Consider the following 25,441-nt stretch of genomic DNA (forward strand, 5'->3'; position numbering starts at 1 on the left):
TGGTGGCGATGGGCGCCGGCATGGTTTTCGCCGCGGACGGAGGGGGTGGTCCGGCCCCCAGTCCCGACTACTGCTGCTTCACCAAGTGTTGTCCTGACGGCGGCGGGGGGTTCGACTGCGCTACGCACTGTCGATCGGCCTGTCCGAGCGGGAAAACCTGTTCCGGGACCGGTACGTGCAATCCCGTGACCGCTCAGGCGCAGTGCATCTGATTACCGCACAGGCGGCGACCCGTGGCGACGGAGCGCCGCCGTTTGCTCGTATGAGTTCAATCCCATGCACAATGGTTCTCACCAGCGAGGAAACGTTCGCCTACGGTTGATACTGGCGATCGTCGTCATGGTTGCCGGTCTGGGTCTTGCCTTCCGCGCGCTGCGGCCGGTCCTCTGGCCGGCAACGCCTTCGCCACTACCACCGCAACTCACGGAAGCTTCGGAGCGACTCGGTCCCGGCCTTCTCGACACCGATCCGGCCAAGGAGCCTGCGGGCGACGCCGTTTCGCGCGCGGCGGGAGTTGCTCGTCTCGCCCTGGGTCATCCCTCATTCTCAGGAGTCGTCGGTCCGCGACGGCTTGACGATCTGGTTCTAGCGTTCGAGGAACGGTTGATTGCGACACTCGATGGAGAATACGAGCGAGATATGGCCGCACGACTTGCTCGCGGCATGCCACCTCCGCCATCTCCGCCAAGTCAAGTTACGATCGACAACTACAGGAAGACGGCAGATTGGACCAGACACACTGCGATCGGTATCGATCGGATTGAAGTACGCGTCATCTTCGACAAAGGGAAACCAGCAGCTCCCACGCCGACTGAGGAGGGGTTTGACGCGCTTACCTACACCAAAAAAGGCGCTACCGCGTTCCCCATCCCGGAGGATCCCTCCAAGGCGGGGCTCGACGTCGTTGAGGTTCGAATCCCCATGGCGCTTCGTCCGATCTCCGGCCGCTCGCGTGGAGCTGTTCTTGTTGGCTACCAGTTTGCTTGGAGCGAGAACCGGCAGCAGTGGATTCCGTTCGTGAACGTCGTCTATTGTGCACAAGGGGAGAGTTATGCCATACTCCCGTTCTGACAAAGGGGAGTCCTACCGCCCAGCCGCCTTCACGCTGATCGAGATTCTCGTTACGATCGGTGTGCTCGCCGTGCTGATTGCGATTCTGATCCCTGCGCTCGCCGGGGCGCGGGCCGCAGGGAGCGGAACCGTGACGCTCTCCAATCTCCGCCAACTCGCCGCAACTTTCGAGCAGTACCTGCGCGCGTACGATCAGACTTGGCCGTATGCGCCTCCCGGCGCCGCTTTCGTCGTCTCGCCTCCGGACGATGGTGAGATCGACATCGTCTATCCGGGATACTGGGAGCTGGACATCTACTGGACCGCACTTATGCACGACGTCGCACCGTGGCGAGAACACTTCCGAACTTGGATCGGCCCCGGGGCGGCTCCTGACGAGTCGCGTCCGTGGCGCCGAGACGGCGTAGGCGTTGGGGTACCATCGTACCGCTTGAGCCACACCCTATTCGCACGCCCCGAACTGTGGGCGCCCGCTCCTGAGAGCGATCCGGCTTTCTACAGGCCCGTTCGATCGCACGACGTGCTGTACCCGTCGTCAAAGGCGACTCTGTGGGACGCGGAACTGACACACCTGCGGGCCAGCCCGAACGCAGACCGCGACCCGAGGGCCATGACCTTTGCCGACGGGCATGTCGCCGTGCGCCGGCTTTCCGAAGCCGCGGTGCCACCCATCATACCCTCGAAGCCTGACACTAAACCCGTTCAGGATACACCCCGTGGGGCGAGGGGTCGCGACTACTGATCGATCGCGACTTCATCACAAGCTGGCTGAACGCTGCATCTGTCTTTGAACACATCCACGCTCAGAACTGCCACAGGCTGCTGGCCCAGGTGAGGCCGGCGCCGAAGGCGAGGAACATGACCTTGTGTCCCTCGCGGAGGCGGCCGCTGTGCTTCAGCTCGTCAAGCACTAGCGGGCACGAGGCGGCGACGGTGTTGCCGAAGCGGTCGATGTTGACGTGGAGTTTCTCGCGCGGGAGACCGAAGCGCTCGCGGGCGGCTTCGAGGATGCGCGAGTTGGACTGGTGGCAGACGTAGTGGTCCACGTCCTCGGCGGAGAGGCCGGCGCGCTTGAGCGTTTCCTCGATGAGGCTGGGGAAGGTGCCGACGGCGAACTTGAAGACTGCCGGGCCGTGCATCTGCACGACGCCCATCTTGCGCTCGTCGAAGTCGTCGCCCGGCGTCATGTGGCAGCGGTGGGTGGGGATATAGAGGTGCCGCGCTCCCCCGCCGTCGGAGTGCATGATCTGGGCGAGCAGGCCCTTCGAGGCGTCGTCGGTGCGTTGGAGGAGGACCGCCCCGGCCGCGTCGCCGAAGAGGATGGCGGTGCCTCGGCCCATGGTCGAGTAGTCAGCGTGTCGGGTGAGGCAGTCCGCGCCGACGAGGCCCACCGTTCGGTAGCCCGCGGTGCGCATCAGGGACTCGGCAACGTTCAGGGCGTACACGAAGCCGGAGCACGCCGCCGAGAGGTCGAAGGCGGGAATCTGCCCGGCGCCGACCCGATCGGCGATCATGCACGCCACGCCGGGCGTGGGCATATCGGGCGTCATGGTGGCCGCGAGGATGATGTCGAGCTCGCCCGCCGCGACGCCCGCCTCGGCCATGGCCTTGCAAAGGGCATCTGCGCCGAGCGAGGCGGTGCCCTCGCCCGCCTCGGGGTCGTGAACATGGCGCTCGCGGATGCCGGTGCGCTGGACGATCCACTCGTCCGAGGTGTCCATGACCTTCTCGAGGTCGGCGTTCGTCAGCACTCGCCGAGGCACTGCAGAGCCTGTGCCCGCGAACCGGACGCCGATCGCGGGCTTCGGCCTGCTCATGCGTGCTCCCGTTGCGGTTCGGCCAGGTGGGCGACCTCCCCCAGCCTCGCCACGATCGCCTCGTTGACGTGGCTGGAGACGAAGTCGCGGCAGTTTCGGACCGCGGCCCGGATGGTACGCGCCTCGCTCGACCCGTGCGCGATGAAGAACCCCCCGTTCACGCCCAGCAGGGGCGCGCCGCCGTACTCGTGGTAGTCGTTCTTGGTGTATATCCGCTTGACGATCGGCTCGAACTGCATGGCAAGTTCGGGGTCTGCGGCGAGCACCTCGTGGGCGATGGCGGTGAAGAGGCTCTTGGCCAGGCCCTCGGCCATTTTCAGAAGGGTGTTGCCGACGAAGCCGTCGGTGACGATCACGTCGGCGACGCCGTCGAAGAAGTCGCGGCCTTCGACGTAGCCGACGAAGTTCACGCCTGGGGTCTTTCGGAGGAGGTCGCGTGTCTCGCGGACGAGGTCGGAGCCTTTGCCCTCTTCCGCGCCGATGTTCATCACGCCGATGCGCGGGTTGGCGATGCCGAGCACCACGCGAGAATAGGTCTCGGCCATCAGCCCGTACTGCCAGAGGTGCGAGGGGCGCGGCTCGGGGTTCGCCCCGGCGTCGCAGAGGACGACCGGTCCGTGGAAGGCGGGAATGGTGACGGCGATGCCGGGCCGGTGGACGCCGGGCAGGCGCTTCATGTGCATGATGGCGGCGGAGACGCACGCACCGGTGTTCCCGGCCGAGAGCACGACGTCTGCGGGCCGCTCGTGCTTGCGCGAGCCGAGGAGAGCCATCTTCACGATGGAGGACTCGGGCTTGGCCCGCACGGCCTTGGCTGGCGAGTCATCCATGGTGATGACCTGCTCGGCCGGCTCGATCGAGAGGCGCGGATCGCGCACGCCACGCTCGGTCAGGTAGTCGTCAATGATGCGGGGTGGGCCGACGAGAATGAGGTGGTCATCGGGGGCGAGGATCGGCAGCGCGTCCACACAGCCCTTCAGGATGGCGTCGGGCGCGTGATCGCCGCCCATCACGTCGATGGCCAGCCTCATGCTGTCTCTCAGTCTCTGGGCGTCCCGATCCCGAGCTTGGGTACACGGATGCGCAGGCCCGGACGCACATACCCCGACTCCTTGCAGGCCTTGTGGGGGAGTTTGGGCATGCCGCTGAGGGGGCAAACCGTGGGCCGCTCGGGACGCAAGGCGTGGTGCGAACGCCGACGACGGGACCGGCCATGGCTCTGGCGATGGGTGGGAAGCATGATCGCAACTCCGGGAATCGCCCGACCGGAAGAAAACAGGCCCGCCCGGGGACCGCAACGCTACGCGGGGGCGTGGGGGCAGTCAATCGGCGGAGGCCCGAGGGGGAAGCCGAAGGCCGAAGCGGAAAAGGCGGGGGGAGTAGGAGGAGAGGCGGGGAGGGCGCGGCATTGTATTCGGCCCTCGTCTTCTTCCGGCCTTCGGCCTTGAACCTCCGGCCTCTGGACTTCGGCCTTGCCCGGCCTGCCTTCGGCCTCGCCTGGTGCCGCGGAGCGGTATACTCTCCCCGTCGGCGGAGGGCGACCGGCACGGCCGCCCGCCCCGCTGCCTCCCTAGCTCAATCGGTAGAGCAGCTGACTCTTAATCAGCGGGTTGAAGGTTCGAGTCCTTCGGGGGGCACTTCGTGCGTGCTGCATCGGCGGGAGGGGTTGTTGAGGGCCGGGCGGTACTGCGGGGGCTCGCCTGATCGACGGTTGGCGAGCAGCGACATTACGGACCGATCGCGGTGGCCAGATGGGATGTTCGGCGTCATCCGATCGATACGCTTGTCGGATAACATACAGCAGGATGGAGTGGTATAGCCGCCCGCACGCGTGAGGTTTGGGATGGCAGTGAGCACGATCCGCGCGATCGACATGGACCTGATTGACGATCTCTTCGGCATGCGCGGCGGATACGTTCTGGACTTCAACAACAGGCAGTTCTCCGAGTTTTTCGCCAGTGAACTCGGCGTCAACATCGATGACGGGCGTTATGCCATAGACGGGTCCAGCAAGGCCAATCGCTTCCGCTGTTTCTTGAAGACCGTGGAGCCTCAGGTTCGGGTGAAAGCGCTGTTGGCCCTGTGGGAGTATCGGGAGACGAAGCGGCGAAGAAGTGGCAGAGCAGAGGAGTATCCGGATGCCGAAAACGAGTTTCGTTTGCTCATGGAGCGGCTTGGCTGCCAGCGAATAGCTGGCGAGCGTCCTGCGGCAGCGAATGCCCCCGAACTCGAAGTGAACTTCGGACGGGCACAAGCGCTCAAGCAGGAACTGCTCGACCTGTCGAGCCTTCCCGCCCAGGAGCGAGGATACGGCTTTGAGCGATTCCTAAAGGGGCTCTTCGACGCGAGTGGCCTAGCTCCGAGGGCTTCGTTTCGCCTTGCCGGTGAGCAAATCGATGGCAGTCTCGAACTCTCTGGGGATACGTACCTCCTCGAAGCGAAGTGGACAAGCCCACTCGTTGGGGTTGCGGACTTGCGATCGTTCGAGGGTAAGGTTGCGGACAAGGCGGTTTGGAGTCGAGGTTTGTTCATCAGCCACAGCGGATTCAGCAAGGATGGACTCGATGCATTTGGGCGGGGGAAACGGATAGTCTGCATGGATGGGCTTGATCTGCACGACCTCCTGGACCGGCGACTCCCGCTCGGTGATGTCCTGAAGTGGAAAGTACGTCGAATGGCGGAGACCGGCGATCCGTTCGTGCGGGTGCGAGAAATTCACTGAGAGGGTGGGACATTCGGCGGCGGACGGGGGCGCGTTGCGCTCAGGGCAGATCGCCGCGTCGAGGCCGAACCGGCAGGTCAGACCGAGAGGCTTGGTGGAGGACGCTCGGTCTGATATGCTCGCCGAGGGCCGATGGCGCTACAAAGCGCTACTCGGCGGCAGTGGCGTGCGTTGCGTCGCGGGAACGGAAATACCGAGATCGCAGAGCCGATCTCGTCGGCACGGCGCGAGAACGTCGGTGCCCCCCTGCCGTTGGGAGTCGTCAGCATGCGATTGATCCAGCTCTCCCCTGCTGATGCTGAGCCGATCAGCCTGTTCGCAGCCACGGGTGCGTCCAGTCGGCTCCTTGCTGACGGTGATGGCGAGGCTCATGTGCATTGGCTGCAGTTCGAACCCGGCGGCCAAATCGGCCAACACCCGACCGGTTTCGGTCAGCTGTTCATCGTAGTCGAAGGGTCGGGCTGGGTCGCGGGTGGCGACGGCCGTCGCGTTGAACTCCGCGCGGGTGAGGCCGCGTACTTCGAGCGGGGAGAACGTCACTCCAAGGGAAGCGATCGCGGCATGAAGGTAATCATGGTTCAGATTGCCGACCTCAAACTCTCCGCGTCGACGGCGGCGGAGCGAAGCTAATATCGGCGCCACCCTGCCGCTGGCAGGATGCAGCGAGAGGCTCATCGCCCATGCACCCCACGCTCGAAACCGTCCGGTCGGCACGGCCCGACTTTCCTCCTGTCACCGGTGCGGCGTGTTCATGGGCAGGGCGCGTTGTAGGCGTTGAGGAAAGCCAAGACGTCGAGCGTGTTCCACGTGCCGTCGCCGTTGAAGTCGCCGTTCGGGTCGTTCGCCGTCCACGCGTTGAGGAAGGCGAGGAGGTCGAGCGTGTTGACCGAACCATCCTGGTTGAAGTCGGCGGGGCAGAACGAGGCGGCGAGCGCATCGCCGATGAGCTTGGCGTAGAAGGCGGCTGCGGGCGTCGAGGAGAGGTGCAGCCCGTCGGCGGTCATCACACCGTCCAGCCCGCCGTTCTCGGTGGAGGACAGGTTATAGGTCTGGCCGCCGAAGGTGATGGTGGACCATCCGTTTGCGTCGAGCCAGTCGCGAGCCTGCTGCTGCGCGCCGGGGCCGCCCCAGCTGTCGGTCGTGAAGTAGACGCCGTCGGTCGCTCGGTAGAGGGAGAAGAAGGCGCAGTCCGGTTCGGACGAAGCGAGCGACTCGTAGATGGCGTCGAGATCCTCGATGAACGGGCGGCTTTCCTCGGGCGGTCGGTTGCCGACCCGGTGCATGTACGACCCGACGAGCAGGAAGCGCGGGGGCGCGGTTCCGATGGCGGCGAAGGCGGTGCGGTACCGGGCAAGGATGCCCCGGACGGAGGCATCGATCACCTCTCGGTCCTTGCCTTCCGTCGCCATGTGGATGATGACGACGGGGGTCTGGGATCGGTCCAGCGTCGTCACGTCGAGCCAGTGGAGCAGTTGCTCGTCGGAGAAGGTCTTTCCCGTCGGCCCGCCGCCCCCGTTGCTCGCCTCGTCTTTCGCGTGCCCGTTGAAGGACCACGAGTCCTGCGCGAGTCCCGAGTGGTAGTAGCCTGGAACGCGCGCGGAGTCCTGGCCGATCCTGTAGAAGACCGCGCCGGCGAAGAACCAGTATTCGGAACTGCCCGCGATCGGGAGGGCGGGGTCCTGGAGGATCGCAAGTCGCGGCCCGGTGGAGACGTCCTGCTCGAGCAGCACGTCGATCCGTGCGGCGTTGATCTGCGAAGGCGTGGCGGCGGCGGCGGGATCCGATTCGGGATCCGCGTCCTGAATCCACTTCGGGCGCGCGGCGTGGCGGAGGTCTATCGACCCCCGAACCGCCCCGGCGGAGTCCGCGAGCACGACCACGGGCGTCATGTCGAGAGGGTCCGCCGGCGTGTAGTAGAGCAGCCTGCCGTGGAAACGGTCGCCCGGCCTTGCGAAGGGGCCGCTGTCGGTCTGAGCGAAGCGGCTGTTGTTGACTCCGAGTGCCTGGATCCAATCGGTGTTGACGCCAGTCCCCGTGAGCAGGAGCGATGGATCGCCGTAGACCCTGGTCATGTCGTTGAGGGGGAGCGCGAAGAAGGCTGGCGTTCCGTTCTTCACTTCCACCGTCCAGCCGGTGGAGTGGTTGACTTCTTCGAGCGAACCCGTGCCGTCGGTGTAGTTGAACGCGCGGCCGAGGCCGCCGCCGGGTCGGTGCGCGAGGCAGACCGCGGTCACGTCTTCAAACCTCCACGTGCAGAGCGCGCCGTAGGGAAGGCGCGAGATGTGGTGCAGCCTGCACCAGCTGTCGCCGATCCAGACCGCCCTGGCGTCGCCGTCGAGGAGAACCCGCACTCGGTGAAGGTTCGTGGAGACGGGAGGGTGTGGCAGGGGCACGTTCTCGCCGGCGAGCGAGCAGACCGCGAGCGTGAAAGTTCCGCACACTGCTGCGGCACACTGAGTCATGGAAGGCACGGCCCGACTTTCCTCCTGTCACCGGTGCGGCGTGTTCATGGGCAGGGCGCGTTGTAGGCGTTGAGGAACGCCAGGACGTCGAGCGTGTTCCACGTGCCGTCGCCGTTGAAGTCGCCCTTGGCCGTCTTGGCGTTCCACGCGTTGAGGAAGTCGAGCACGTCGACCGTGTTGATCGTTTCGTCGGCGTTGAAATCGCCGGGGCAGGGGTGGTATATCTTGTGGGTGTAGGTGTGGGGCTGATTTCCCTGGCCGGAGAGGTAGAGGGGCCAGAAGTACGAGCCTGCGGGGCCGTGGGCCTGTCCCATGCCGAGGTAGTCTCCGATGAACCCGCCGCCGTTGCCGTCGAACTGGCTGCTCCAGCTCGTGGGCGTGAGGCGGATTTCCTTCCAGGTCGCGCCCTTGTCCTCGGAGTAGGAGTAGTACGCGTCGATCCAGGCGTAGGTGGTGTTGTCGTTCTGGTCCACGTGGCGGGTGTCGTAGAAGTGCAGCCCGATGCGGCCTGTGCGATCGACTTCGAGCCAGGGGAAGAACGAGTCGGCCTTGGGGTTGCCGGCCGCGCCGTTGATGATCTTCGGGGTGCTCCAGTTCGCCCCCTTGTTGGTGCTCTTCGTGAAGTAGAGGTCCACGTCGCGGTTGCCCTGCGAGACCTGCGTGGTGTCGAAGTAGACGACGTAGAGGGTCTCATCGACGGGATCGACGGCGAGGTAGGCGAGCGGCGGCACACGGAACTGGCCTGGGAAGCGTGTGCCGTCGATGCCCCAGACGTCCAAGCGGGTCGCGACGCGAACCGCTGGTGTGAGGCTGACGCCGCCGTTGGTGCTTGTGCGGATCCAGATGCCGTTGCTGAAGTCCCAGTAGAGGATGTAGAGCGTGCCGCTGGGGCCGACTCGTGGGAGAAAGCCGATCGAGCCGCTGGCGATGGCGAGGGGTGCGGTCCAGGTTTGTCCCTTGTCAGTTGAGCGGATGAGGCCCTGGTTGTACGCGACGTAAACGATCGACTTGCCGGGGTTGTTCAGGTCGTTCGGGTCCGGCCCGACGCACATCCAGCCCTTGTCGACGCTGCCCGAGATGCGAGCCATGACCGAGGCGTTGAAGGTGTTGGAGCCGGGGTCCTTGCGGGCGACGTAGATGCCGCCGTTGCCGGCGAAGGACATCGCGCCGGCGTAGAGGGTGCCGTCGCGGTGATCGTGGGCGGCCATGGGGTCGCCCTCGACGGTGGACTGGTGCTGCGCGGGGGGGCGGATGGCGAAGTCGTTCCAAGTCACGCCGCCGTCGAGGGAGAGCGTAAAGAACGACTTGATGTTGCTCCGGTAGTCGTTCCAGCCGCCGACGATGTGGTTGTGCTTTGCATCGCCGACGGACATGGTGGTCTCGTTGACGGCGGCGTTGGTGGTGTTGTTGGGGTCGACGCGTTTCTGCGGCCCGACTACAGGCTGCGCGAGGGCGGCTCCCGCGAGAACCCCCCCCGCCAGGACAGCCGCCGCCGCGCCGAACTTGGTACTGGTGCGCTTCATCGCCATCTCCTGCGTGCTAAGCCGCGTGTCATCGCGGCGACGGGTGTTACTGGCCGATCATCGCCTTGAGTTGCGGGGGGACCGCGCCACCGAAACGCTCGGCCTGCACGGCGTGCGCTCGCGCGCCGTCATGGTCGCCCAGGTAGTACCGGGCGACGGCGAGCCTCGCGTGCGCCTCGCCGTGCTCGGGGGCGAAGGCGACGATCCGCGCGAGCTCCGCCGCCCAGCCGTCGAGGTCGCCCGTGCGGTTGATCGTCTCTGCGAACTTCAGCCGCAGGTCGGCGTTGGCCGGGTCGAGCATGGCTGCGGTGCGGTACGCGGCGAGGGCATCGCCGTCCTTTCGCTTGCCGAGCAGCGCATCGCCCAGGCCCTCGTAGGCACGAGCGTTGTCGCCGTCCGCGAGGATGGCGGTACGGTACTCGCCGGCCGCGCCGGTGAAGTCGTTCTCGCCCATCAGCGCGTGCCCGCGAGCGACCGCGGGGGCCGAGTCCGCGACGGCAAGACCTCGCATGAGGTCCGCCGCCGCCTGCTCGTCCACCCGCACCAGTCCATCCTGGATGCGCAGCCCGCGCATCGCCTCGGCGAACCGGATGCGGCGGTAGTCCCATTGGTCCTGCGATTCGGGTCCGGCTGTTGCTGCGACCCCAGGGGCGGTGCGGGTCGCCGTGCCGCCGGAACAGCCGAGAAGTGCCGCCGCGCAGCACACGCCGGCGGCCAGACACGCGATCCGAAGCCTTGCTGCGCTCATGCATCACGCTCCTTGTGCAAAGGCGACCCCCAGAGTACCCGCACCGCGCCGACCGACGCAACATCGACGCAAGAAAAAGCCCCACGCCGTCCTCAATGGCGCGTGGGGCTTCAGACTGTGCGGGTGCCTGTGGGGTCCGATCAGTCAGCCAGCCGGGGGCCGCCCTGCTGCGGCACGGGGCGCTGGAGGGGGATTTCCCCGTGGCGCTCCTCGTACTGCCGGATGACCTGTCCGAGACTGATGGCGAGCCGCTTCGCCCCTGCCCAGTTCATGATGACCCGGCTGCCGACGGCAAAGAGGAGGGCGGTCTGGCCGTCCGGCCCCTGCACGGGAAGGTTGACGCCGAAGTCAAGAATGACCTCATCCTGAGTGGTGGAGGTGCGGATGGTGTTGGCGTAGGTGCTGTGCATCTTGGACTCGTCGATGCGCAGCTGAATCTGGCGCTGCTGGGCGCCCTCGGGAGTGTCAGACATGGTGTGCGTTCCTTTCCGTGCGAGGATGTACGTTTGGAGGGCCGCCCGCGACCGTCCTCCACGCCGGGCAGCCTGCGGTCCGTGCGGCCCGCGGGTGTCAACCCTAGGCGCGGCCGCGGGACTCGAATGCCGGAGGGGGGAATCGAACCCCCAAGCCCTTGCGGGCGGCGGATTTTGAATCCGCTGCGTCTGCCAGTTCCGCCACTCCGGCGTGCAGCGGAATCGTGGGCGGCAGGGCGGGCGTGGTCAACCGTGGCCATGACACCTGTCTGTGGATCGCCGAGACCCGCCCGCTAGACTTGGCCCCCCTGCGCGCTGGACGGGTTTGCCCTTGTCGGGCCGGCCCCGGGGCGCGCCCCCGGAGACCGTCCGATGGCCGAGGCAACGACCGAGATTCGCCCCAACGTTACTGTTACCGACGCGGGGCCGAGTCGCAAGAAACTGACGATCGAGATTCCTGCGGAGGCGGTTTCTGGGCAGTTGGAGGATTCGTTCGAGACGCTGCTGGTGGAGGCGCAGTTGCCGGGTTTCCGCAAGGGCCGCGCCCCGCGTCGTCTGATCGAGCGCCGCTTCGGCGACACGCTGCGGCGCGAGACCAAGGCCCGCCTCGTCGCCGACGCCTACGGCAAGGCGGTCGAGGAACACAAGCTGAAGGTGCTGGGCGACCCGGTCAGCCCCGAGCTGGACAAGATCGAGATCGAGGTCGGCAAGCCGTTCTCGTTCGAGGTCGAGGTCGAGGTCGTGCCGGAGTTCACGCTGCCGGACCTGAAGGGGATCAAGGTCCGCAAACCGCTGATCGAGGTCACGGACCAGATGGTGCAGGCCGAACTGGACCGCATCTGCGTGAACGAGGGCACGCTCGAGGAACGGGAGGCTTCCGAGCCTGGGGACTACCTCACGGGGCGGGCGACGATGACGCTCCAGGACGGGACGGAAATCTACGACATCCGCGGCGCGGTCGTGCAGGTCCCGCCGCCCGAGCGAGAGGGCCGGGGCATGATCCTCGGCGTGATGGTCGATGATCTCGGCAAGCAGCTGGGCCTGCCAAAGCCCGGCGAGAAGACGACGATCACCACGACCGGCCCGAAGAACCATGAACTCGAGCGGGTTCGCAACGCGAAACTGACGATGACCTTCGAAGTAGAGCGGGTCGACCGCATCAATCCAGCCTCCGCGGACACCATCGCGCTCGCGATGGGGTTCGGCAGCGTGGATGCGTTGAAGGATGAGATTCGCTCGCGACTGTTCGACCGCGCCACGGTGCAGCAGCAGGTGGCGATGAGGCAGCAGATCGCCCGGCACCTGGCGAAGACCGTCAAGATGGACCTGCCCGAACGGCTGACCGCGAACCAGGCCGAACGGAACCTCGCGCGTCGGAAGATGGAACTCGCGTACCGCGGGATCGACCCGCAGCACGTCGAGGAACAGGTCGCCGACATGCGCAACGCTTCCAACGAAGCGGCCGCCAACGAACTCAAACTGCTGTTCATCCTCCACACGATCGCGGAGCAGTTGAAGGTCGGCGTGACGGAGGCGGAGGTCAACGGTCGCATTGCGCAGATCGCGGCGTCGCGGGGCGTCCGGCCGGAGAAGCTGCGGCAGGAACTCCTCCAGTCCGGGCAGGCCGGCACCATCTATCAGCAGATCCGCGAGCACAAGACGCTCGACGCGCTGCTCGCCGACGCGGAGATCACGGAGATGTCCGCCGAGGAATACAACAAGCTGGTCGAGTCCGAAGGGCTGGACGCGTGACCACGCCGCGCCACGGGCGTGTTCAGCCCGCCGCGTCGTCGTCGCCTTCGTCGGTCGGCTCCTCGCCCTGCGCGAGCGTGCCGATCGGCAGCGTGACGAACCCGCACTCATCGCAGAGGACGCCGTAGGCCCCCGGCGGCCCGTCGGTGAGCCTCGCCCCGCACCCGTGGCAGACCGGGGCCTTGAGCCTCGCGGTCATGTGGTTCACGGCGACGGCTGCGGCCGCGAACGCCACGCCCACGACCGGCCACGCGGGCAGGGTCGTCAGCGAGATCGTCCCGAGCACAGCGAGCGTCAGCCCGAGCAGGAACGCGAGCACCCGGAATCGGATCCTGGCCATCCAGTCCATCGCTTCGCTCCGTCACCCGCGACGAGGATCGCGCAACAGCCCGAGTCATAGACCGCCCGCGGCCGGAATCCACTCGACGGCGACCGATCATACCGCAAACCGGCGGCAAAGCCCGACAAACGCTCTCCCTATACTCGGCTCGAATGAGGATTCTCCTCGTCAACTGGGCCTATGTCTGGGACGGGGCGGCCGTCGGAGGGGGTGTCAACGGCTACCTCCAGTCGCTCGCCCTCGAACTCCTCCGACGCGGGCACGAGGTCTTCTCCTTGTGCGGCGGGACGCGGTTTACCGCCCAGGACGGCCGCGTCGGGCCCTGCGAAATCCGCCGCCACGATGATTGGCTTGGCATCCGCGTCTTCGAGGTCGTCAACAGCCCGGTGCTCGCGCCGTCGATCCTCCAGTTCAATGCGCCGGAAGACGAGATCGCCGCGCCGGAACTGGAGGCCCGATTCGCGGACCTGCTCGCGGGGCTGTGCCCGGACGTTGTCCACTTCCACAATCTCGAGGGCTTCTCGGCGGCGTGCGTCGAGGTCGCGCAGCGGCCGAGCGGTGACTGGCCCGGGGCGCGCGTCGTCGTCTCCCTCCACAACTACCACACCATCTGCCCCCAGGTCTACCTGATGCAGGGGCACGAGCGGCCTTGCCAGAGCGCGGAGGGCGGCAGGCGCTGCGACGGATGCATCGAGGCGTGCGACCCGCGCGAGGAACGCCTCCGGCGGGCCGGGCTTGGTTCGCACGACGACGGCGCGCCGGCGAACGCCCAGCGTTCGCCCTCCGTGCTCGGCAGGCTGGTGCGGGCGATCGCGTCGCCGGCGCATCACGAGCAGCCCCCCCCCGCGCTGAACCCGACCGCGCCCGACCCGTCCGCGCGCCCGGTGCTCGGCCCGGCGGACGTGCTGCTGCCGCGGCCGCGCCCGGGCGACGAGACCCGCGGCCGGGCCGCCGCCCTCCAGACCGAGATGTCCACCTGCTTTCGTCCTCGTCCGGAGTCGCCCGAATGGCAGCCGCTGGGCAACGAGGTCCGCCACGAACCCTCGCCCGACCCGTCAACCCGGTACGGTCGGCGTCGTCTTGCGATGCTGCGCGCCCTGAACCGGAGCGACGCCGTGCTCGCGGTGTCGGACTTCGTCCGCCGCAAGTTCGAATCGCTGGGCGTCAGCCCGGCCCGGCTCCGCACGCTGCACATCGGCACGCGCGCCGGCGAGATCGCGGCGCAGCACTCGGAGCTGGTCTTCGACCCCCCCCCATTCGAGCGAGCGCGTCCGCGCGCCGTCCGCCTCGCGTTCATGGGCTACGACAACCCGTACAAGGGGCTGCACGTCCTGGCGGACGCGCTGGAGCTGCTCACGCCGGAGGTGATCGGTCGCTTTGAGGTCTCCGTCTATGCCCTCGGCGGCAAGCGGACCGAGTGGCGGTTCAGCCGATTGCAGCCGCGGCTCGCCGGCTTGCGCTGGTTCGAGGGGTACGAGCACCGCGACATCCCGTGGATGCTGGGAGGGCAGGACCTCGGCGTCGTGCCGAGCACGTGGTGGGACAACGGCCCGCAGACAGTCCTCGAGTTCTTCTCCTGCCGCGTGCCCGTGCTCGGGGCCGCGGTCGGGGGCATCCCGGACTTTGTGCGCCACGGCGTGAACGGGCTGCTCTTCAGGGGCAACGATCGCTACGACCTGGCCCGAACGCTCGCCCGGGTCGCGCGCGAGCCGTGGGCGCTGACGGACCTCCGGGCCGGTGTCCGGCCGCCGAAGTCGATGCCCGAGCACGCGGCGGAGGTCGAGGCCGTCTACGCTGCGTGCATGGAGGAGGCGTCGCGCCGCCGGGCTGCCGCCGCGACCGCCTGAGACGATCCGCATGAGCGACCCGACCACGACCGCCAAGCCCGTGCTGCAGCCGAAGCGCCCGGTGGCGGTCGATGCGCACTCGTCGGTGGCGGTCCCGAACATTGCGATCGTGATCGTGACGTGGAACCGCGCGGCGTTGGTCTCGGACGTGATCGCCGCGCTGGCTCGCCAGCGCTACCCGCGTGCGAGCATCGACGTCGTGGTCGTGGACAACGCCTCAACGGACGGCACCGCGGAGATGCTGGTCGAGCGGTGGGGAGCCGAGCGTGTCGTCAGTAACCCGACGGAGCGCGCGCACGAGCCGGCGTTCGCCGAGCCGACGCCGACGGGTCACGGGCCGAACCGCGCAGGCCTGCGTTCGCTCACGGTCGTCCGCAACGCGCACAACCTCGGCGGGTGCGGCGGGTTCAACACGGGCTTCGCCTACGTGCAGCACGCGCTTGACCGTCCCGGGTCGCCGACGCCGCCCGACTACGTGTGGCTGGTGGACGACGACATCGACCTGCCCGATGACGCGGCGCAGCGGCTCGTCGAGGCCGCGCAGAGCGATCCGGCGATCGGCCTGGTCGGCTCGCGGACCGTGGACATCCGCAACCGCGACACGACCATCGAGACGACCGTGTATCTCGACCGACGCACCGGCCTGATGACCGACAACGCCCCCCCCGGCCACCCGCGCCACGAGGAGCACAAGGCGTGGGCAGAGCGCGTTGGCGGCACGAAGGGAAGGCACGAGTACGGCGGCCTGCGCGACGTGGACGTGGTTTCCGCGTGTTCGCTGCTGGCACGGTGGCCCGCGGTGCGCGAGGTCGGCTTCTGGGACTGGCGGTACTTCATCTACTGCGACGACGCGGACTGGTGCCTGCGCTTCGGGCGCGCCGGCTGGCGCGTGGTGCTGAACCTGGACGCGGTGGTCTACCACACGCCGTGGCACCACAAGCTCACGCCCGCGCGGCTGTACTACGCGCAGCGCAACATTCTCTGGGTGCTGCGGAAGATTCTTCCGCGGCGCGAACTTCGCCGCGTCACGCTCCGGCGGCTGGCCGGGCTGATGAGGGACTCGCTCCGCGCCGGGGTCCACCGCCGCCTCTTCCACGCGGAGATCATCCGCCGCACGGCGGACGACGCCTGCCGCGGGCGCGCCGGCAAGCTGGACTTCGAAGGCCCGCCGACCGAGCCGCTGATGGACGCGCTGGAGCGCACCGGTTCGCTCGCAGACGGCGCGACCGTCGTGATCGCGTGCAACCATCCCGACTCGCTCGCCTGGAGCGCGGAACTCCGCGACGAGGCGGCCAAGCGGCTGTCCGGGCGTGCCGGTCCGTGCTGGGTCGAGGTTGTCCGCAATGACGTTCCGGATTGCTACGCTCCGGCGGGCGGGGGCGTGTCGCGGCGGATCGTCTACTCCGGAAGGCTTCTCTCACGGGTCCGCCGCCAGTGGCCGCTGCTCCTGTCGCCCGTGCGATCGTGCGTCGTCTTCGACCAGGTGAACGACTTTCCGCTGGTGCGAGGGAGGTGGAACATCCACGTCGATCGGCGCGCGCCCGAGCGCGCCCAGGTCGAGCGCGACGGTCCGGGTCGGCGCGCGGCGTTCCTCGCGCGTTGGTTCGTCACCGGCTTCCGGTGCGTGCTGCACGCCGCTACACTCCGCCCGGACACGTCCACGACGCGCTACGGCTGAGACGACGTCGCACACCCGATGCCACACACCGATCCGAACAGCGCGAGTTCGCAGCGGACGCCCCTGGGCTGGCCGCGCACCGACCGCCCTGTGCGGATCGCGATCCTCGGTTGGGCGAGACTCCGCCTCCAGGCGCTCGAAGGCTCAGGCTACAACCTGTCGGCCACCGAACTCGCCGCGGGCCTCGCCTTGAGCGGGCACAGTGTGCACTACCTCCGTTCGGGCCTCGACTATTCACTCGTCGGCGGCCCGTGGATCCGCGACGAGCAGCCGTGGCGCGGCGTCCGCTGCGCGTCGCTCGTCAACAGCAGGAACTTCTCGCCCGCCTCGACGAACTTCGCCCACGTCGCCAGCGAGTTGTCCTCTCCCCGCGACGACGCGCTCGTGCTCCGCTGGCTCGACTCGGTCGGGGCGGAGGTCGTCCACGTCCATTCGCTGGAGGGCTTCGCGCTCAGCGTTGTGGGAGCGATCAGGCGCACGGGCCGGCCCGTTGTCGTCACGCCGCACAACTACTGGTACGTCTGCCCGCAGGTGGACCTGCTGCACCGCGAGCGGGACTGCTGCATGGACTACGACGGCGGTCGGCGCTGCGTGGGGTGCCTCGAAACCAGTTCGCCGCGCACCGTCCGCTTCAACCGCGCGGTCGAGCAGGGGGCGGAGCGGCTCTTCGGGCCTGAGACCGCGGCCCTCCTGGAGGTTGTCTTCAAGGCCGCACGAGATGCCGTCAGGGGCAAGCGCAAGCCCAGCCCCGAGGACGTCGAGCAGGCCGACCGCATCAAGCCGGACCCCGAGTCCGCCCGGGGTTTCGACCCCGGCCCGGCTGACCACCCCGGCACCTTCGACCACGGGCTGGAGCTGCGACCACGCGACAAGATCGACGAACTGGGCAGCCCCCCCCTCGACGCCAACGAGCGCTTCCTCGCCACGCGCGAGGTGCACCTCCGGGTGCTCGACAACAGTCTCTACGGTCGGCGCCGTCTCGCGGGCGTCGAGGCGCTCAACCACGCATCGCTCGTCATCCCGCCCAGCGAGTTCATGTGCCGCGTGTACGAGACCATGGGCGTCGATCGTTCGCGGCTGCGGCACGTGCGTCTCGGCCAGCCGCACTTCGACCAGATCAACCGCCGCGCCCGGCGAAGCCCGTTCTATCACACGAGGCCATGGAACCCGGCCGAAGCGCGCCGCCCCGTCCGCTTCGGATTCCTCGGCACGACGCGCAACAACAAGGGCCTCGGCGTGCTCGCCCGCGCGATCCAGCGCCTCGAACCCGCCGTGCGCAAGCGATGCCAGTTCATCGTCCACGCCTACGGCATCGACTGGGGCTACCGCAAGATGCTCAGCGCGTACCCCGAGGTCAGTTTCCTCGGCGGGTACGACACGATCATGCTCCTCGCCGCCGCCGGCGAGTACGACGTCGGCATCCTCCCTCACATCTGGTTCGAGAACTCACCGCTTGTCATGCTCGAGCACCTGCACGCGGGCAAGTTCATCGTCGCGTCGCGTCTCGGCGGCCCGGTGGACTGGCTGCACGAGCCGGGCTCGGCGGGCAGCCGCGCCAACGGCGGGCTTGGGAACGCGCTCCTCTTCCGCGCGGGTGACCCCGACGCCCTGGCCGACTGCCTGCGGCGCATCGTTGCGGGCGAGGTCGTCATCCCCAGCCCGCGCGAGATACACGACGTGAGCATCCTTCGCAGTTACCCGGAGCACGTCGGGGAGGTCGAGTCGATCTATCGTGAGTTGCTCAACGGCGAGCCGGCTCGCGCCGCACGCGCTGAGGCGGGTCACACGCCTGTCTCCGCCGCGCCGTAGCCCGCTTCAGTCGTCGCGCTTCCACCCGTCGTAGAGCCTGGCGAGCCTCCGCGTCATCCGCCGCGCGCCGCGTTCGAAGACGGTCTCGCCGAGCGCGAACGCCCGGAGTCGCAACGCCTCCCTCCGGAGCTTCGTCCCGTCGATCAGCGCGCGGATCGTGGCGTCGCCGTCGCCGAGCGAGTCGAGCCGGTCGGCCAGGAGCGCGAGGTCTCGTTCCTCGCCCAGCGCTGTGCAGAGGTCGCGAAGCCGCGTGACCAGCCGTTCCATCTCCTTGGGCCGGATGCGCCGCAGCAGTTTCGCGTGCGCGTGGCAGGCTTTGCATCGCTTGCGCCACTCGTGGAGCCGCTCGTCGGTCGGCTGTCCGGCGGCGGCGAACATTGCCTGTCGCGCCCGCTTCCACGCCCGCCGCAGACCGGGTTCGATCAGGTCGAAACCGCTCGCTGAAAAGCGCACGGCCTCGATCTCGATTCGGGCCGACTCGACCGCGTGCAGGGCGTGGGCGACGGAGGCGTCGGACGGCGGCGCGGGGTCCTGCCGTGCGCCGCCGACGAACTGATCTCTCACGCGCTCCGCGCCCTCGACGGTTCCCGCCAGCGCATCGAGCGCCGCGAGCGTCACGGCGGCGTCGCGGCTGGTCGAGAGCGACTTTGCCGCTTTGCGCAGTTTCGCGTTCGCGGCATCGAAGGGGTCGCCCGCGTCGTGCCTCACCAGCCGCAGCGTGCCGCGAGCCCGCGTGATGCACTTGCGCGCCTCGTGCACGGCCCGCTCGTGGTCGTCGCGCGTCGCGGCGAGCGCTCGCTCGGCCTTGGCGAGCTGTTCCAGCACGACCCGGCGAACGCCCGCGCCGATCTCCTCGCGCCGTCCGAACCGGAACGCCACCGCACGCCCCTCCCGCGGGAAAGCGGCCGGACCGACCGCCCCGCACGCCAGACGACTCAGCCCTTCCACTTCAGGTTGCGCGGCCCGGTGTACTGCGCGATCGGGCGGATCAGCCGGTTGTTCGCGTGCTGCTCCATGACGTGCGCGCACCAGCCGGTGATCCGCGACGCGACGAAGATCGGCGTGTACTGGGGCACCGCGATCCCCATCGTGTAGTACGTCATCCCGCACGGGAAGTCCACGTTCGGGTAGATCTGCTTCTGCTCGGCCATGATCCGCTGCACGTGCTCGCCCAGTTCGAACAACCTCACGAACTCCGGCCCCTTCTTCTCCGCGATCTTCCGCCCCAGCGCGTGCAGCAGCGACGCCCGGTGGTCGCCGTGCTTGTAGACGCGGTGCCCGAAGCCCATGAGCTTGCGCTTCTCCGCGAAGGCCCGCTGCATCCACGCGTCGATCTTCTTCGGGTCGTTCTCCGGCCCGAGGTCGCGCCGCATCTCCTTGAGCATCTCCATCGCGGCCTCGTTCGCCCCGCCGTGCAGCGGCCCCTTGAGCGCGGCGATCGCGCCCGTTACCGCCCCGTGCATGTCGCTCAGCGTCGCGGCGATCACCCGGCTCGTGAAGGTGCTGGCGTTGTAGTCGTGCTCCGCGTAGAGGATCAGCGACACGTCCAGCACGTGCGCGTGCTCGGGGCTGGGCTTCTCGCCGCTCATCAGGTAGAGCAGGTTCGCGGCGTGCCCGAGCTTCGCGTCGCCGCCCGTGTTCGGCGAGACGATCTCGCGCCCGTCGATCAGGTTCTGCATGTGCCCGATGATCGTCGGGATCTTCGCCGTCAGCCGCTTGGCCTTGCGCAGGTTCGCCTCGGGCGAGTTGTCCTGGCTCTCGGCGTCGGTGTTCCCGAGGATGCTCACGCACGTCCGCAGGACGTCCATCGGCACCGCCGAGCCTTGCTTGAGCAGCGGCACGGCCGCCCGCAGGTAGTCCACGCACTGCGGCGGGAGCGCGCGGTTCGCCACCAACTCGTCCTTGAAGAAGCGGAGTTCCTCGGCCGAGGGCTTGTGCCCGACGAGCAGCAGGAACGCCACCTCCTCGAACGTCGCGTTCTCGGCCAGGTCGTGAATCTCGTACCCGCGATAGATGAGCGCGCCCTGCTCGACCGAACAGATCTCGGTCTCGCCGGCGATTACGCCCTCGAGGCCGCGGGTGGGGGTTGCCGTCGTCATGATCGGGATCCTTTCGGCGTCTTGCGTGCAGTTACGCCGATTGTAGGGGTCCGACAGGTGCGAGTTCGAGCACCAGACAAATGGCGCGGGCCACAGACGCCCAACGGGTCAGACAGCCCGCTCAACCCGGAGGATCGACCATGAGCTCACGGAGCGAGGCGCTCCTTGCGGCGGCAACGATCACCTCAGTATGGGCGAGAGGCGCATAGTCCTCTTCGGTGAATCCCGCGTCTCGCATCCGTTTGTGCACCCAGCCACGCAACAGCCCGGCGTGGACATAGGGGACGTGTGAGGCAAGCGTGCGGTGGCTTGCCATGATGCTCATCGCGATTGTGTCGAGCGTACTCCACGCTTCCAGCGATCGCTCTTGGTTGTCCACGAGCCAGGCGCCGACAGCCTCGCCAACGGCCTTGATCGTCGCACTGTTGATGACAATATGCGCGTCCGCACAGGTCACCGTATCAGGAGCCGCGAGGGATGAGAACCATCGTACTGACTGAATACCATCTGGAGCGACATCGAGGAGCACCGACACGCCGCTTGTGTCACCGAGTTGAAGACGCGTCCATGCATCAGCGATATCGATGGCGATCAGAGACTCTTCATCGACACTGCCACTCGCTGTCGGAGAGGAGCTGCTGCTGTCCGCACTGTTCCGGGCCGATTCGTCGCCACACGCGGCAATGACGAGCGTGAGCAGGAGCGGAATCGCATACTTGAGCATGATCTTTCTCTCGTACTCACCCCACAAATCCCCGTGAAGCCTGGCGTGGAGTCAGAAGGTGTGCGTACGAAAATACTAGTTGGGTATAGGGCCGCATTTCCGGATGCAGCTGGCACAGCTGCCCGCAGCATCGATGACGTCATTCAGGCAGTTGGGAAGGAAGTTGAGACGAAGGTTGTCGAGGCACGCAGAAATCTCGAAATAATCACCAAGCTCCCAGCACGCGCACTCCGCCTCCTTGAGAGCGTTGCGGCACTCCCACGCCTGATCGAGCTTGCTGCCGCATTTCACGCCGCAGATGAAGCACTTGATGATCTTTCCGATGCCGGCGACGGGCTCGTCTTCTCCAAGTTCAGGTTCGTTGAGCCTCGATTCGAAATCAGAGAAATCGAAGCTACTCCCATTACATCCGAGCGAAAGGACGACTTGCAGCACATCGTACTCGTCAACGACGCCGCTGTTGTCGACATCAGCATCGCCCGCGACATCGGCGGACGCGCCTTGCCATGCAAGCACCTCCGCAACATCGCTGCCGTCGACGATACCGGACAGGCCGACGTTCGTGATGCAGAAGGGTCTGACCTCGAAGTAGTCAGGCCCGATCTCAACGAGGTAGGCGCGCACGATCGGCGTTCCGTCGATTCCGCTGAAGAAGGTGATTCTTGCTGTGTAGTCGCCGTTCGCGCCGGAAGCGACAAGCGAGCCGACTGCGATGTCGGGAGTCCCATCGTTGTTCACGTCACCACCATCGACGACAACAAACCCGAACCAGTGGTCCCCTGTCCAGCCGTTCAGATCGTAGAGGAGCGAGTGACTCGCTCCACTGAAAACCTGAACTCTCGGATTGAAGAAGCCACTGTTCGGATCCCATACCGCATAGTCGCCGAAGTCGTCGCCGTCCAGATCAGGAAGGGGCGTGACGTGCTTCTCGAAAAACTCGGAATCGAAACCGCCTGATGAGACGGACTCGCAGAAGTCGGATTGCTGAGCGATCGAAGGCCGTGCGTATAGAAGAACAATGACCAGCACCACGGCGAACGCGACTGCATGCTGGACGAGTCGAGATGGTCTGTTCATAGGTATCCTCATCTTGCGTGTCGATACGATGCCAACGATAACAGGATACGGAACCCGCCGGCACTCGTCTCGGGACTACCCGCACCAAAATATCATCGCTGCGGGCCGATATCAAGGTGCGAAGAGCCATGCTGGGGGAACAGTGGGCAGGTGGACATGCCGTTGCGATTGGGCGGTGTGCGCACTGTCGCAGATCAACTACAGGCTATGGCTTTGGCCACTCCCACGCCCTGCCTGGCTCGTACCCGATCAGGTCGTACAGGTCCTTGCGCGTCTGCATCCCGCCCAGCAGCGATTCCGCCGAGCCTTCTCGCCCGAGCGTTTCGAGCGCCTTCGTCACCGCCCCCATCGCCACGCGCAGCAGCGTCACCGGGAAGATCACGAGGTGATACCCCATCTCTCCGAACCGCGCGAGTGGGATCATCGGCGTCTTCCCGAACTCCGTCATGTTCGCCAGCAGGAAGGGCTTCGATCCGCCCGGCCGAACTTCTCGCGCGAAGGCCGCGAACTCATCTTCGCCTGTCAGGCCTTCGGGGAAGATCATCTCCGCGCCGGCCTGCACGTAGGCCTTCGCCCGTGCCACGGCCGCGTCAAACCCATCCACGCCGCGTGCGTCGGTCCGCGCGCACACGATGAACGCCCCCCCCGAGGAGTCGCGCGACGCCTTCGCGGCCCACTCGACCTTCTCGCACATGTGGTCCGTCGGCACGAGCGCCTTGCCGTCGAGGTGCCCGCACCGCTTGGGGAAGACCTGGTCCTCTAGGTGCAGGCCCGCCGCGCCTGCCCGCTCGTACTCGAACACCGTCCGGCGGACCATCTCCGCCTCGCCGAAGCCCGTGTCGGCGTCCGCGAGCACGGGCAGCCCGCTCCCGTCCGCCACCTCGCGCACCACGCTCGCGAAATGTTCGAGCGTCAGCAGCCCGACGTCCGGCACGCCCGCGCACACGCTCGTCGCCGCGCCCGACACATAGCACGCCTCGAACCCCGCCCGTGCCACCGCGCGCGCGCACAGCCCGTTGAAGGCCCCCGGCGCCGCCACCACGCCGCGCCCCATCGCCTCACGCAGACGCACCCCGGGATGCACACGCTCGCTCATGCCGTCAGCCTATCACGCTCCGCGGCGGGAAGAACGCAGAGGTCACGGAGACGGAACGCAGAGAACGCAGAGAAGAAGAAAAGAGCAGATCGATCAGAATCGCAGGGACATCGAGCGGATCGCATTTCCATCCCATCCTCCACTCCGCGCACTCTGCGTTCCTCCTCTGCGCCCTCTGCGTTCCGCCTTCAGGCTTCATCGGCCACCAGGTAGAACCTCGCCACGCGGACCTCGAACGGCTCGGTCTCGCCCTCGAAGAAGTAGGTTCCCTGCATCGTGCCCCACGGCGTCTCCAGCGGGCAGAAGCTCTCGTACTCGAAGTGCCCGCCCGGTTCGAGTTCGGGGCGGCGCCCGACGACGCCGTCGCCCTCGACGATCCGCTCGCCGCCGTCGGCGTCGATGATGATCCACCTGCGAGAGACGAGCCGCACGGTCTGGTCGCTCTGGTTGGTGATGCGCACGCGGTACGCGAAGACGAACTTGCCCGAGGCGGGGTGGGACTGGTCCGGGGCGTAGGACGGCCGGACCTCGACGCGGATGCCGCGCGTCACCGCCTCCGACCCGCGGCAGCGGTTCGTGCCCCCTCCCCTGGTCTGGCTCTGGCGCGTGCTCACTCGTGCCGTTCCTTCGGGCCGCAAGCCCCTCGGACACCATCTTACGCCCCGCGCAGCGCGGCCCCGACCACGGGGGGACGGCACTCGGTAGACTCGCGGGGATGGAACGCACCGATCGGTCCCCTTCGCCGCGTCGGCGAGCCGCGTTCGTGCTCGCGTGCGCCGCCGCCTGGAGCACACCCGTGCACGCACAGCCCGGGGCGCCGCCCGCCGAGACCGTCGCCGCGGCCCTCGAGGCCGTCTCCGCCGAGCGGCTGCGCCGCGACGTGGACACGCTCGCCGCCTTCGGCACGCGCCACACGCTCAGCGACACCGAGAGCGAGACCCGCGGCATCGGCGCGGCACGCCGATGGCTGCACGCCGAGTTCGAGCGCGCCGTCGCCGGCTCGGGGCGTGAGGGCGACCTCGCCCCGCGCGTCTGGTTCGACGTTCACCCCGTCGAGCCGGGCGGGCGCATCGCGCGTGCGGTCGAGGTCGTGAACGTCGTATGCGAAATCCCCGGCTCGTCGCCCGAGGCACGGTTCCGGCACTACTACGTGCTCGGGCACTACGACTCGCGCGCCAGCGACGGCAGCAACACCGAGGGCGATGCGCCGGGCGCGAACGACGACGCCTCGGGCGTGGCCGCGTGCCTCGAACTCGCGCGCGTCCTCGCGCACATGCGGCTCGAATCGACGGTCGTGCTGATGGCGACCGCCGGCGAGGAGCAGGGCCTGTTCGGCGCGCGCCTGCACGCCCTGAACGCCCGCCGCCAGGGCCGCACCATCGGCGCGGTCCTCAACAACGACACCGTCGGCGACCCCTCCGCGCCCGGCGGCCGCTCCGCCCGTGACCGGGTGCGCGTTTTCAGCGAGGGCGTGCCCGTTTCGATGCTGATGGAACAGCCTCGCACCGCCGTCGTCCGCGACGAGGAGCCTGAAACGCCCGAGTCCCGCCTGCGCGAGGCGCGGAACCGCCTCTTCCAGGTCTCCATGCTCCGGCGCGACGGCGGCGAGAACGACTCGCCCAGCCGCCAACTGGCCCGCTACATCGCCGAGGTCGCGCGACAGCACGCGACGCCCGTGCAGCCCATGCTCATCAACCGCCCCGATCGCTACCTCCGCGGCGGGGACCACACGCCGTTCAACGAACTCGGCTGGCCCGCCGTCCGATTCGTCGAGGTCTACGAGAACTACGACCGCCAGCACCAGGACCCGCGCGTCGAGGACGGCGTGCAGTACGGCGACCTGCCGGAGTACGTCGACGCCGAGTATCTCGCCGACGTGACGCGGCTGAACGCGGCCGTGCTGGTGCACCTGGCGAACGCGCCCTCGCCGCCCGCGCGCCCGCGCCTCATCGTCGCGGGGCTGTCGTACGACACGACGCTGCGCTGGGACGCCAGCCCCGAGCCGGACGTCGCCGGGTACGAGGTCGTGTGGCGCGAGACGACGGCCCACGAGTGGCAGCACGTGCGCGACGTGGGCGACGCGACCGAGGCCACCATCAACCGCAGCAAGGACAACTGGTTCTTCGGCGTCCGCGCCTACGACCGCGACGGCTACCGCAGCCCGGTCGTCACGCCCACGGCGGCGACGCAGTGAGTCGTCCTC

Annotated in this window: 23 protein-coding genes and 2 tRNA genes; 10 read left to right on the forward strand and 15 right to left on the reverse strand. The window is 67.6% G+C overall.

Annotation, left to right across the window (positions count from 1 at the left end):
• Positions 1-276: 276 nt before the first annotated feature.
• The gene (locus tag FBT69_09465) at positions 277-1,071 is read left to right on the forward strand and encodes a hypothetical protein (GenBank protein MDL1905022.1); all 795 of its coding nucleotides are present in this window, start codon (positions 277-279) and stop codon (positions 1,069-1,071) included.
• Positions 1,052-1,813, forward strand: a complete 762-nt coding sequence (locus tag FBT69_09470) for a type II secretion system protein (GenBank protein MDL1905023.1) — start codon at positions 1,052-1,054, stop codon at positions 1,811-1,813. The genes FBT69_09465 and FBT69_09470 overlap by 20 nt, the downstream gene beginning before the upstream one ends.
• A gap of 61 nt (positions 1,814-1,874) precedes the next feature.
• Here the strand turns inward: FBT69_09470 and FBT69_09475 are convergent, their stop codons facing one another.
• From FBT69_09475 to rpmF, 3 genes are read right to left on the reverse strand one after another with little or no spacing between them, the layout of a single operon-like run.
• A complete protein-coding gene (locus FBT69_09475) occupies positions 1,875-2,888 on the reverse strand; it encodes a ketoacyl-ACP synthase III (GenBank protein MDL1905024.1) in 1,014 nt (337 codons plus the stop codon).
• On the reverse strand, positions 2,885-3,919 hold the full coding sequence (gene plsX, locus FBT69_09480; GenBank protein ID MDL1905025.1) for a phosphate acyltransferase PlsX: 1,035 nt from the start codon (positions 3,917-3,919) through the stop codon (positions 2,885-2,887). The genes FBT69_09475 and plsX overlap by 4 nt, the downstream gene beginning before the upstream one ends.
• A gap of 8 nt (positions 3,920-3,927) precedes the next feature.
• Positions 3,928-4,131: a 50S ribosomal protein L32 gene (gene rpmF / locus FBT69_09485; GenBank protein MDL1905026.1), complete on the reverse strand. Its 204-nt coding sequence runs from the start codon at positions 4,129-4,131 to the stop codon at positions 3,928-3,930.
• 321 nt (positions 4,132-4,452) lie between these two features.
• Here rpmF and FBT69_09490 point away from each other — a divergent pair.
• The 3 genes from FBT69_09490 to FBT69_09500 all read left to right on the forward strand — a co-directional run bounded on the left by FBT69_09490 (position 4,453) and on the right by FBT69_09500 (position 6,240).
• Positions 4,453-4,525, forward strand: a tRNA-Lys gene (locus FBT69_09490).
• A 236-nt stretch (positions 4,526-4,761) separates the two neighbouring features.
• Positions 4,762-5,610 (forward strand): DUF3644 domain-containing protein, encoded by an 849-nt coding sequence (locus FBT69_09495; protein MDL1905027.1) that lies wholly within the window; start codon positions 4,762-4,764, stop codon positions 5,608-5,610.
• Positions 5,611-5,742: 132 nt separating this feature from the next.
• A complete protein-coding gene (locus FBT69_09500) occupies positions 5,743-6,240 on the forward strand; it encodes a cupin domain-containing protein (GenBank protein ID MDL1905028.1) in 498 nt (165 codons plus the stop codon).
• Between the two features lie 119 nt (positions 6,241-6,359).
• On the opposite strand, the gene FBT69_09505 is transcribed toward FBT69_09500, so the two are convergent.
• The 5 genes from FBT69_09505 to FBT69_09525 all read right to left on the reverse strand — a co-directional run bounded on the left by FBT69_09505 (position 6,360) and on the right by FBT69_09525 (position 11,027).
• The gene (locus FBT69_09505) at positions 6,360-8,081 is read right to left on the reverse strand and encodes a hypothetical protein (GenBank protein MDL1905029.1); all 1,722 of its coding nucleotides are present in this window, start codon (positions 8,079-8,081) and stop codon (positions 6,360-6,362) included.
• 35 nt (positions 8,082-8,116) lie between these two features.
• Entirely contained in the window at positions 8,117-9,595 is a 1,479-nt protein-coding gene (locus tag FBT69_09510) for an exo-alpha-sialidase (protein MDL1905030.1), read from the reverse strand.
• A 46-nt stretch (positions 9,596-9,641) separates the two neighbouring features.
• Positions 9,642-10,343 (reverse strand): hypothetical protein, encoded by a 702-nt coding sequence (locus FBT69_09515; protein MDL1905031.1) that lies wholly within the window; start codon positions 10,341-10,343, stop codon positions 9,642-9,644.
• A gap of 140 nt (positions 10,344-10,483) precedes the next feature.
• On the reverse strand, positions 10,484-10,816 hold the full coding sequence (locus FBT69_09520; protein ID MDL1905032.1) for a DUF3467 domain-containing protein: 333 nt from the start codon (positions 10,814-10,816) through the stop codon (positions 10,484-10,486).
• 127 nt (positions 10,817-10,943) lie between these two features.
• Positions 10,944-11,027, reverse strand: a tRNA-Leu gene (locus FBT69_09525).
• 161 nt (positions 11,028-11,188) lie between these two features.
• Here FBT69_09525 and tig point away from each other — a divergent pair.
• The gene (gene tig, locus FBT69_09530; GenBank protein MDL1905033.1) at positions 11,189-12,568 is read left to right on the forward strand and encodes a trigger factor; all 1,380 of its coding nucleotides are present in this window, start codon (positions 11,189-11,191) and stop codon (positions 12,566-12,568) included.
• Positions 12,569-12,590: 22 nt separating this feature from the next.
• Here tig and FBT69_09535 read toward each other — a convergent pair whose 3' ends face one another.
• Positions 12,591-12,917 carry a hypothetical protein gene (locus FBT69_09535; protein ID MDL1905034.1) on the reverse strand — a complete coding sequence of 109 codons (327 nt, stop codon included), beginning with the start codon at positions 12,915-12,917 and terminating at the stop codon, positions 12,591-12,593.
• Between the two features lie 143 nt (positions 12,918-13,060).
• Between FBT69_09535 and FBT69_09540 the strand changes: the two genes are divergently transcribed.
• Genes FBT69_09540 through FBT69_09550 form a run of 3 tightly spaced genes read left to right on the forward strand, consistent with a single transcriptional unit; the run spans position 13,061 to position 18,242 of the window.
• Complete coding sequence (locus FBT69_09540; GenBank protein MDL1905035.1) at positions 13,061-14,755, forward strand: glycosyltransferase; 1,695 nt, start codon at positions 13,061-13,063, stop codon at positions 14,753-14,755.
• Positions 14,756-14,765: 10 nt separating this feature from the next.
• On the forward strand, positions 14,766-16,433 hold the full coding sequence (locus FBT69_09545; protein MDL1905036.1) for a glycosyltransferase family 2 protein: 1,668 nt from the start codon (positions 14,766-14,768) through the stop codon (positions 16,431-16,433).
• A gap of 18 nt (positions 16,434-16,451) precedes the next feature.
• Positions 16,452-18,242 (forward strand): glycosyltransferase, encoded by a 1,791-nt coding sequence (locus tag FBT69_09550; GenBank protein ID MDL1905037.1) that lies wholly within the window; start codon positions 16,452-16,454, stop codon positions 18,240-18,242.
• A 6-nt stretch (positions 18,243-18,248) separates the two neighbouring features.
• Here the strand turns inward: FBT69_09550 and FBT69_09555 are convergent, their stop codons facing one another.
• From FBT69_09555 to apaG, 6 genes are all read right to left on the reverse strand, one after another.
• A complete protein-coding gene (locus FBT69_09555) occupies positions 18,249-19,352 on the reverse strand; it encodes a CHAD domain-containing protein (GenBank protein ID MDL1905038.1) in 1,104 nt (367 codons plus the stop codon).
• Positions 19,178-20,341, reverse strand: a complete 1,164-nt coding sequence (locus FBT69_09560; GenBank protein ID MDL1905039.1) for a citrate synthase — start codon at positions 20,339-20,341, stop codon at positions 19,178-19,180. Before FBT69_09560 ends, FBT69_09555 begins: the two co-directional genes overlap by 175 nt.
• Before the next feature lie 121 nt (positions 20,342-20,462).
• Positions 20,463-21,065 carry a hypothetical protein gene (locus FBT69_09565; protein MDL1905040.1) on the reverse strand — a complete coding sequence of 201 codons (603 nt, stop codon included), beginning with the start codon at positions 21,063-21,065 and terminating at the stop codon, positions 20,463-20,465.
• Positions 21,066-21,140: 75 nt separating this feature from the next.
• The gene (locus FBT69_09570; protein ID MDL1905041.1) at positions 21,141-22,142 is read right to left on the reverse strand and encodes a hypothetical protein; all 1,002 of its coding nucleotides are present in this window, start codon (positions 22,140-22,142) and stop codon (positions 21,141-21,143) included.
• A gap of 205 nt (positions 22,143-22,347) precedes the next feature.
• Positions 22,348-23,238 (reverse strand): methylisocitrate lyase, encoded by an 891-nt coding sequence (locus tag FBT69_09575; GenBank protein MDL1905042.1) that lies wholly within the window; start codon positions 23,236-23,238, stop codon positions 22,348-22,350.
• Between the two features lie 188 nt (positions 23,239-23,426).
• A complete protein-coding gene (gene apaG / locus FBT69_09580) occupies positions 23,427-23,852 on the reverse strand; it encodes a Co2+/Mg2+ efflux protein ApaG (protein ID MDL1905043.1) in 426 nt (141 codons plus the stop codon).
• 101 nt (positions 23,853-23,953) lie between these two features.
• Here apaG and FBT69_09585 point away from each other — a divergent pair, with 101 nt between their 5' ends.
• Positions 23,954-25,432, forward strand: coding sequence for a M20/M25/M40 family metallo-hydrolase (locus tag FBT69_09585; GenBank protein MDL1905044.1), 1,479 nt, complete (start codon positions 23,954-23,956; stop codon positions 25,430-25,432).
• Positions 25,433-25,441: the final 9 nt, after the last annotated feature.

Origin of the sequence: Synechococcales cyanobacterium CNB, from assembly GCA_030263455.1 — a bacterium.
Taxonomy (GTDB): Bacteria; Planctomycetota; Phycisphaerae; order Phycisphaerales; family UBA1924; genus CAADGN01.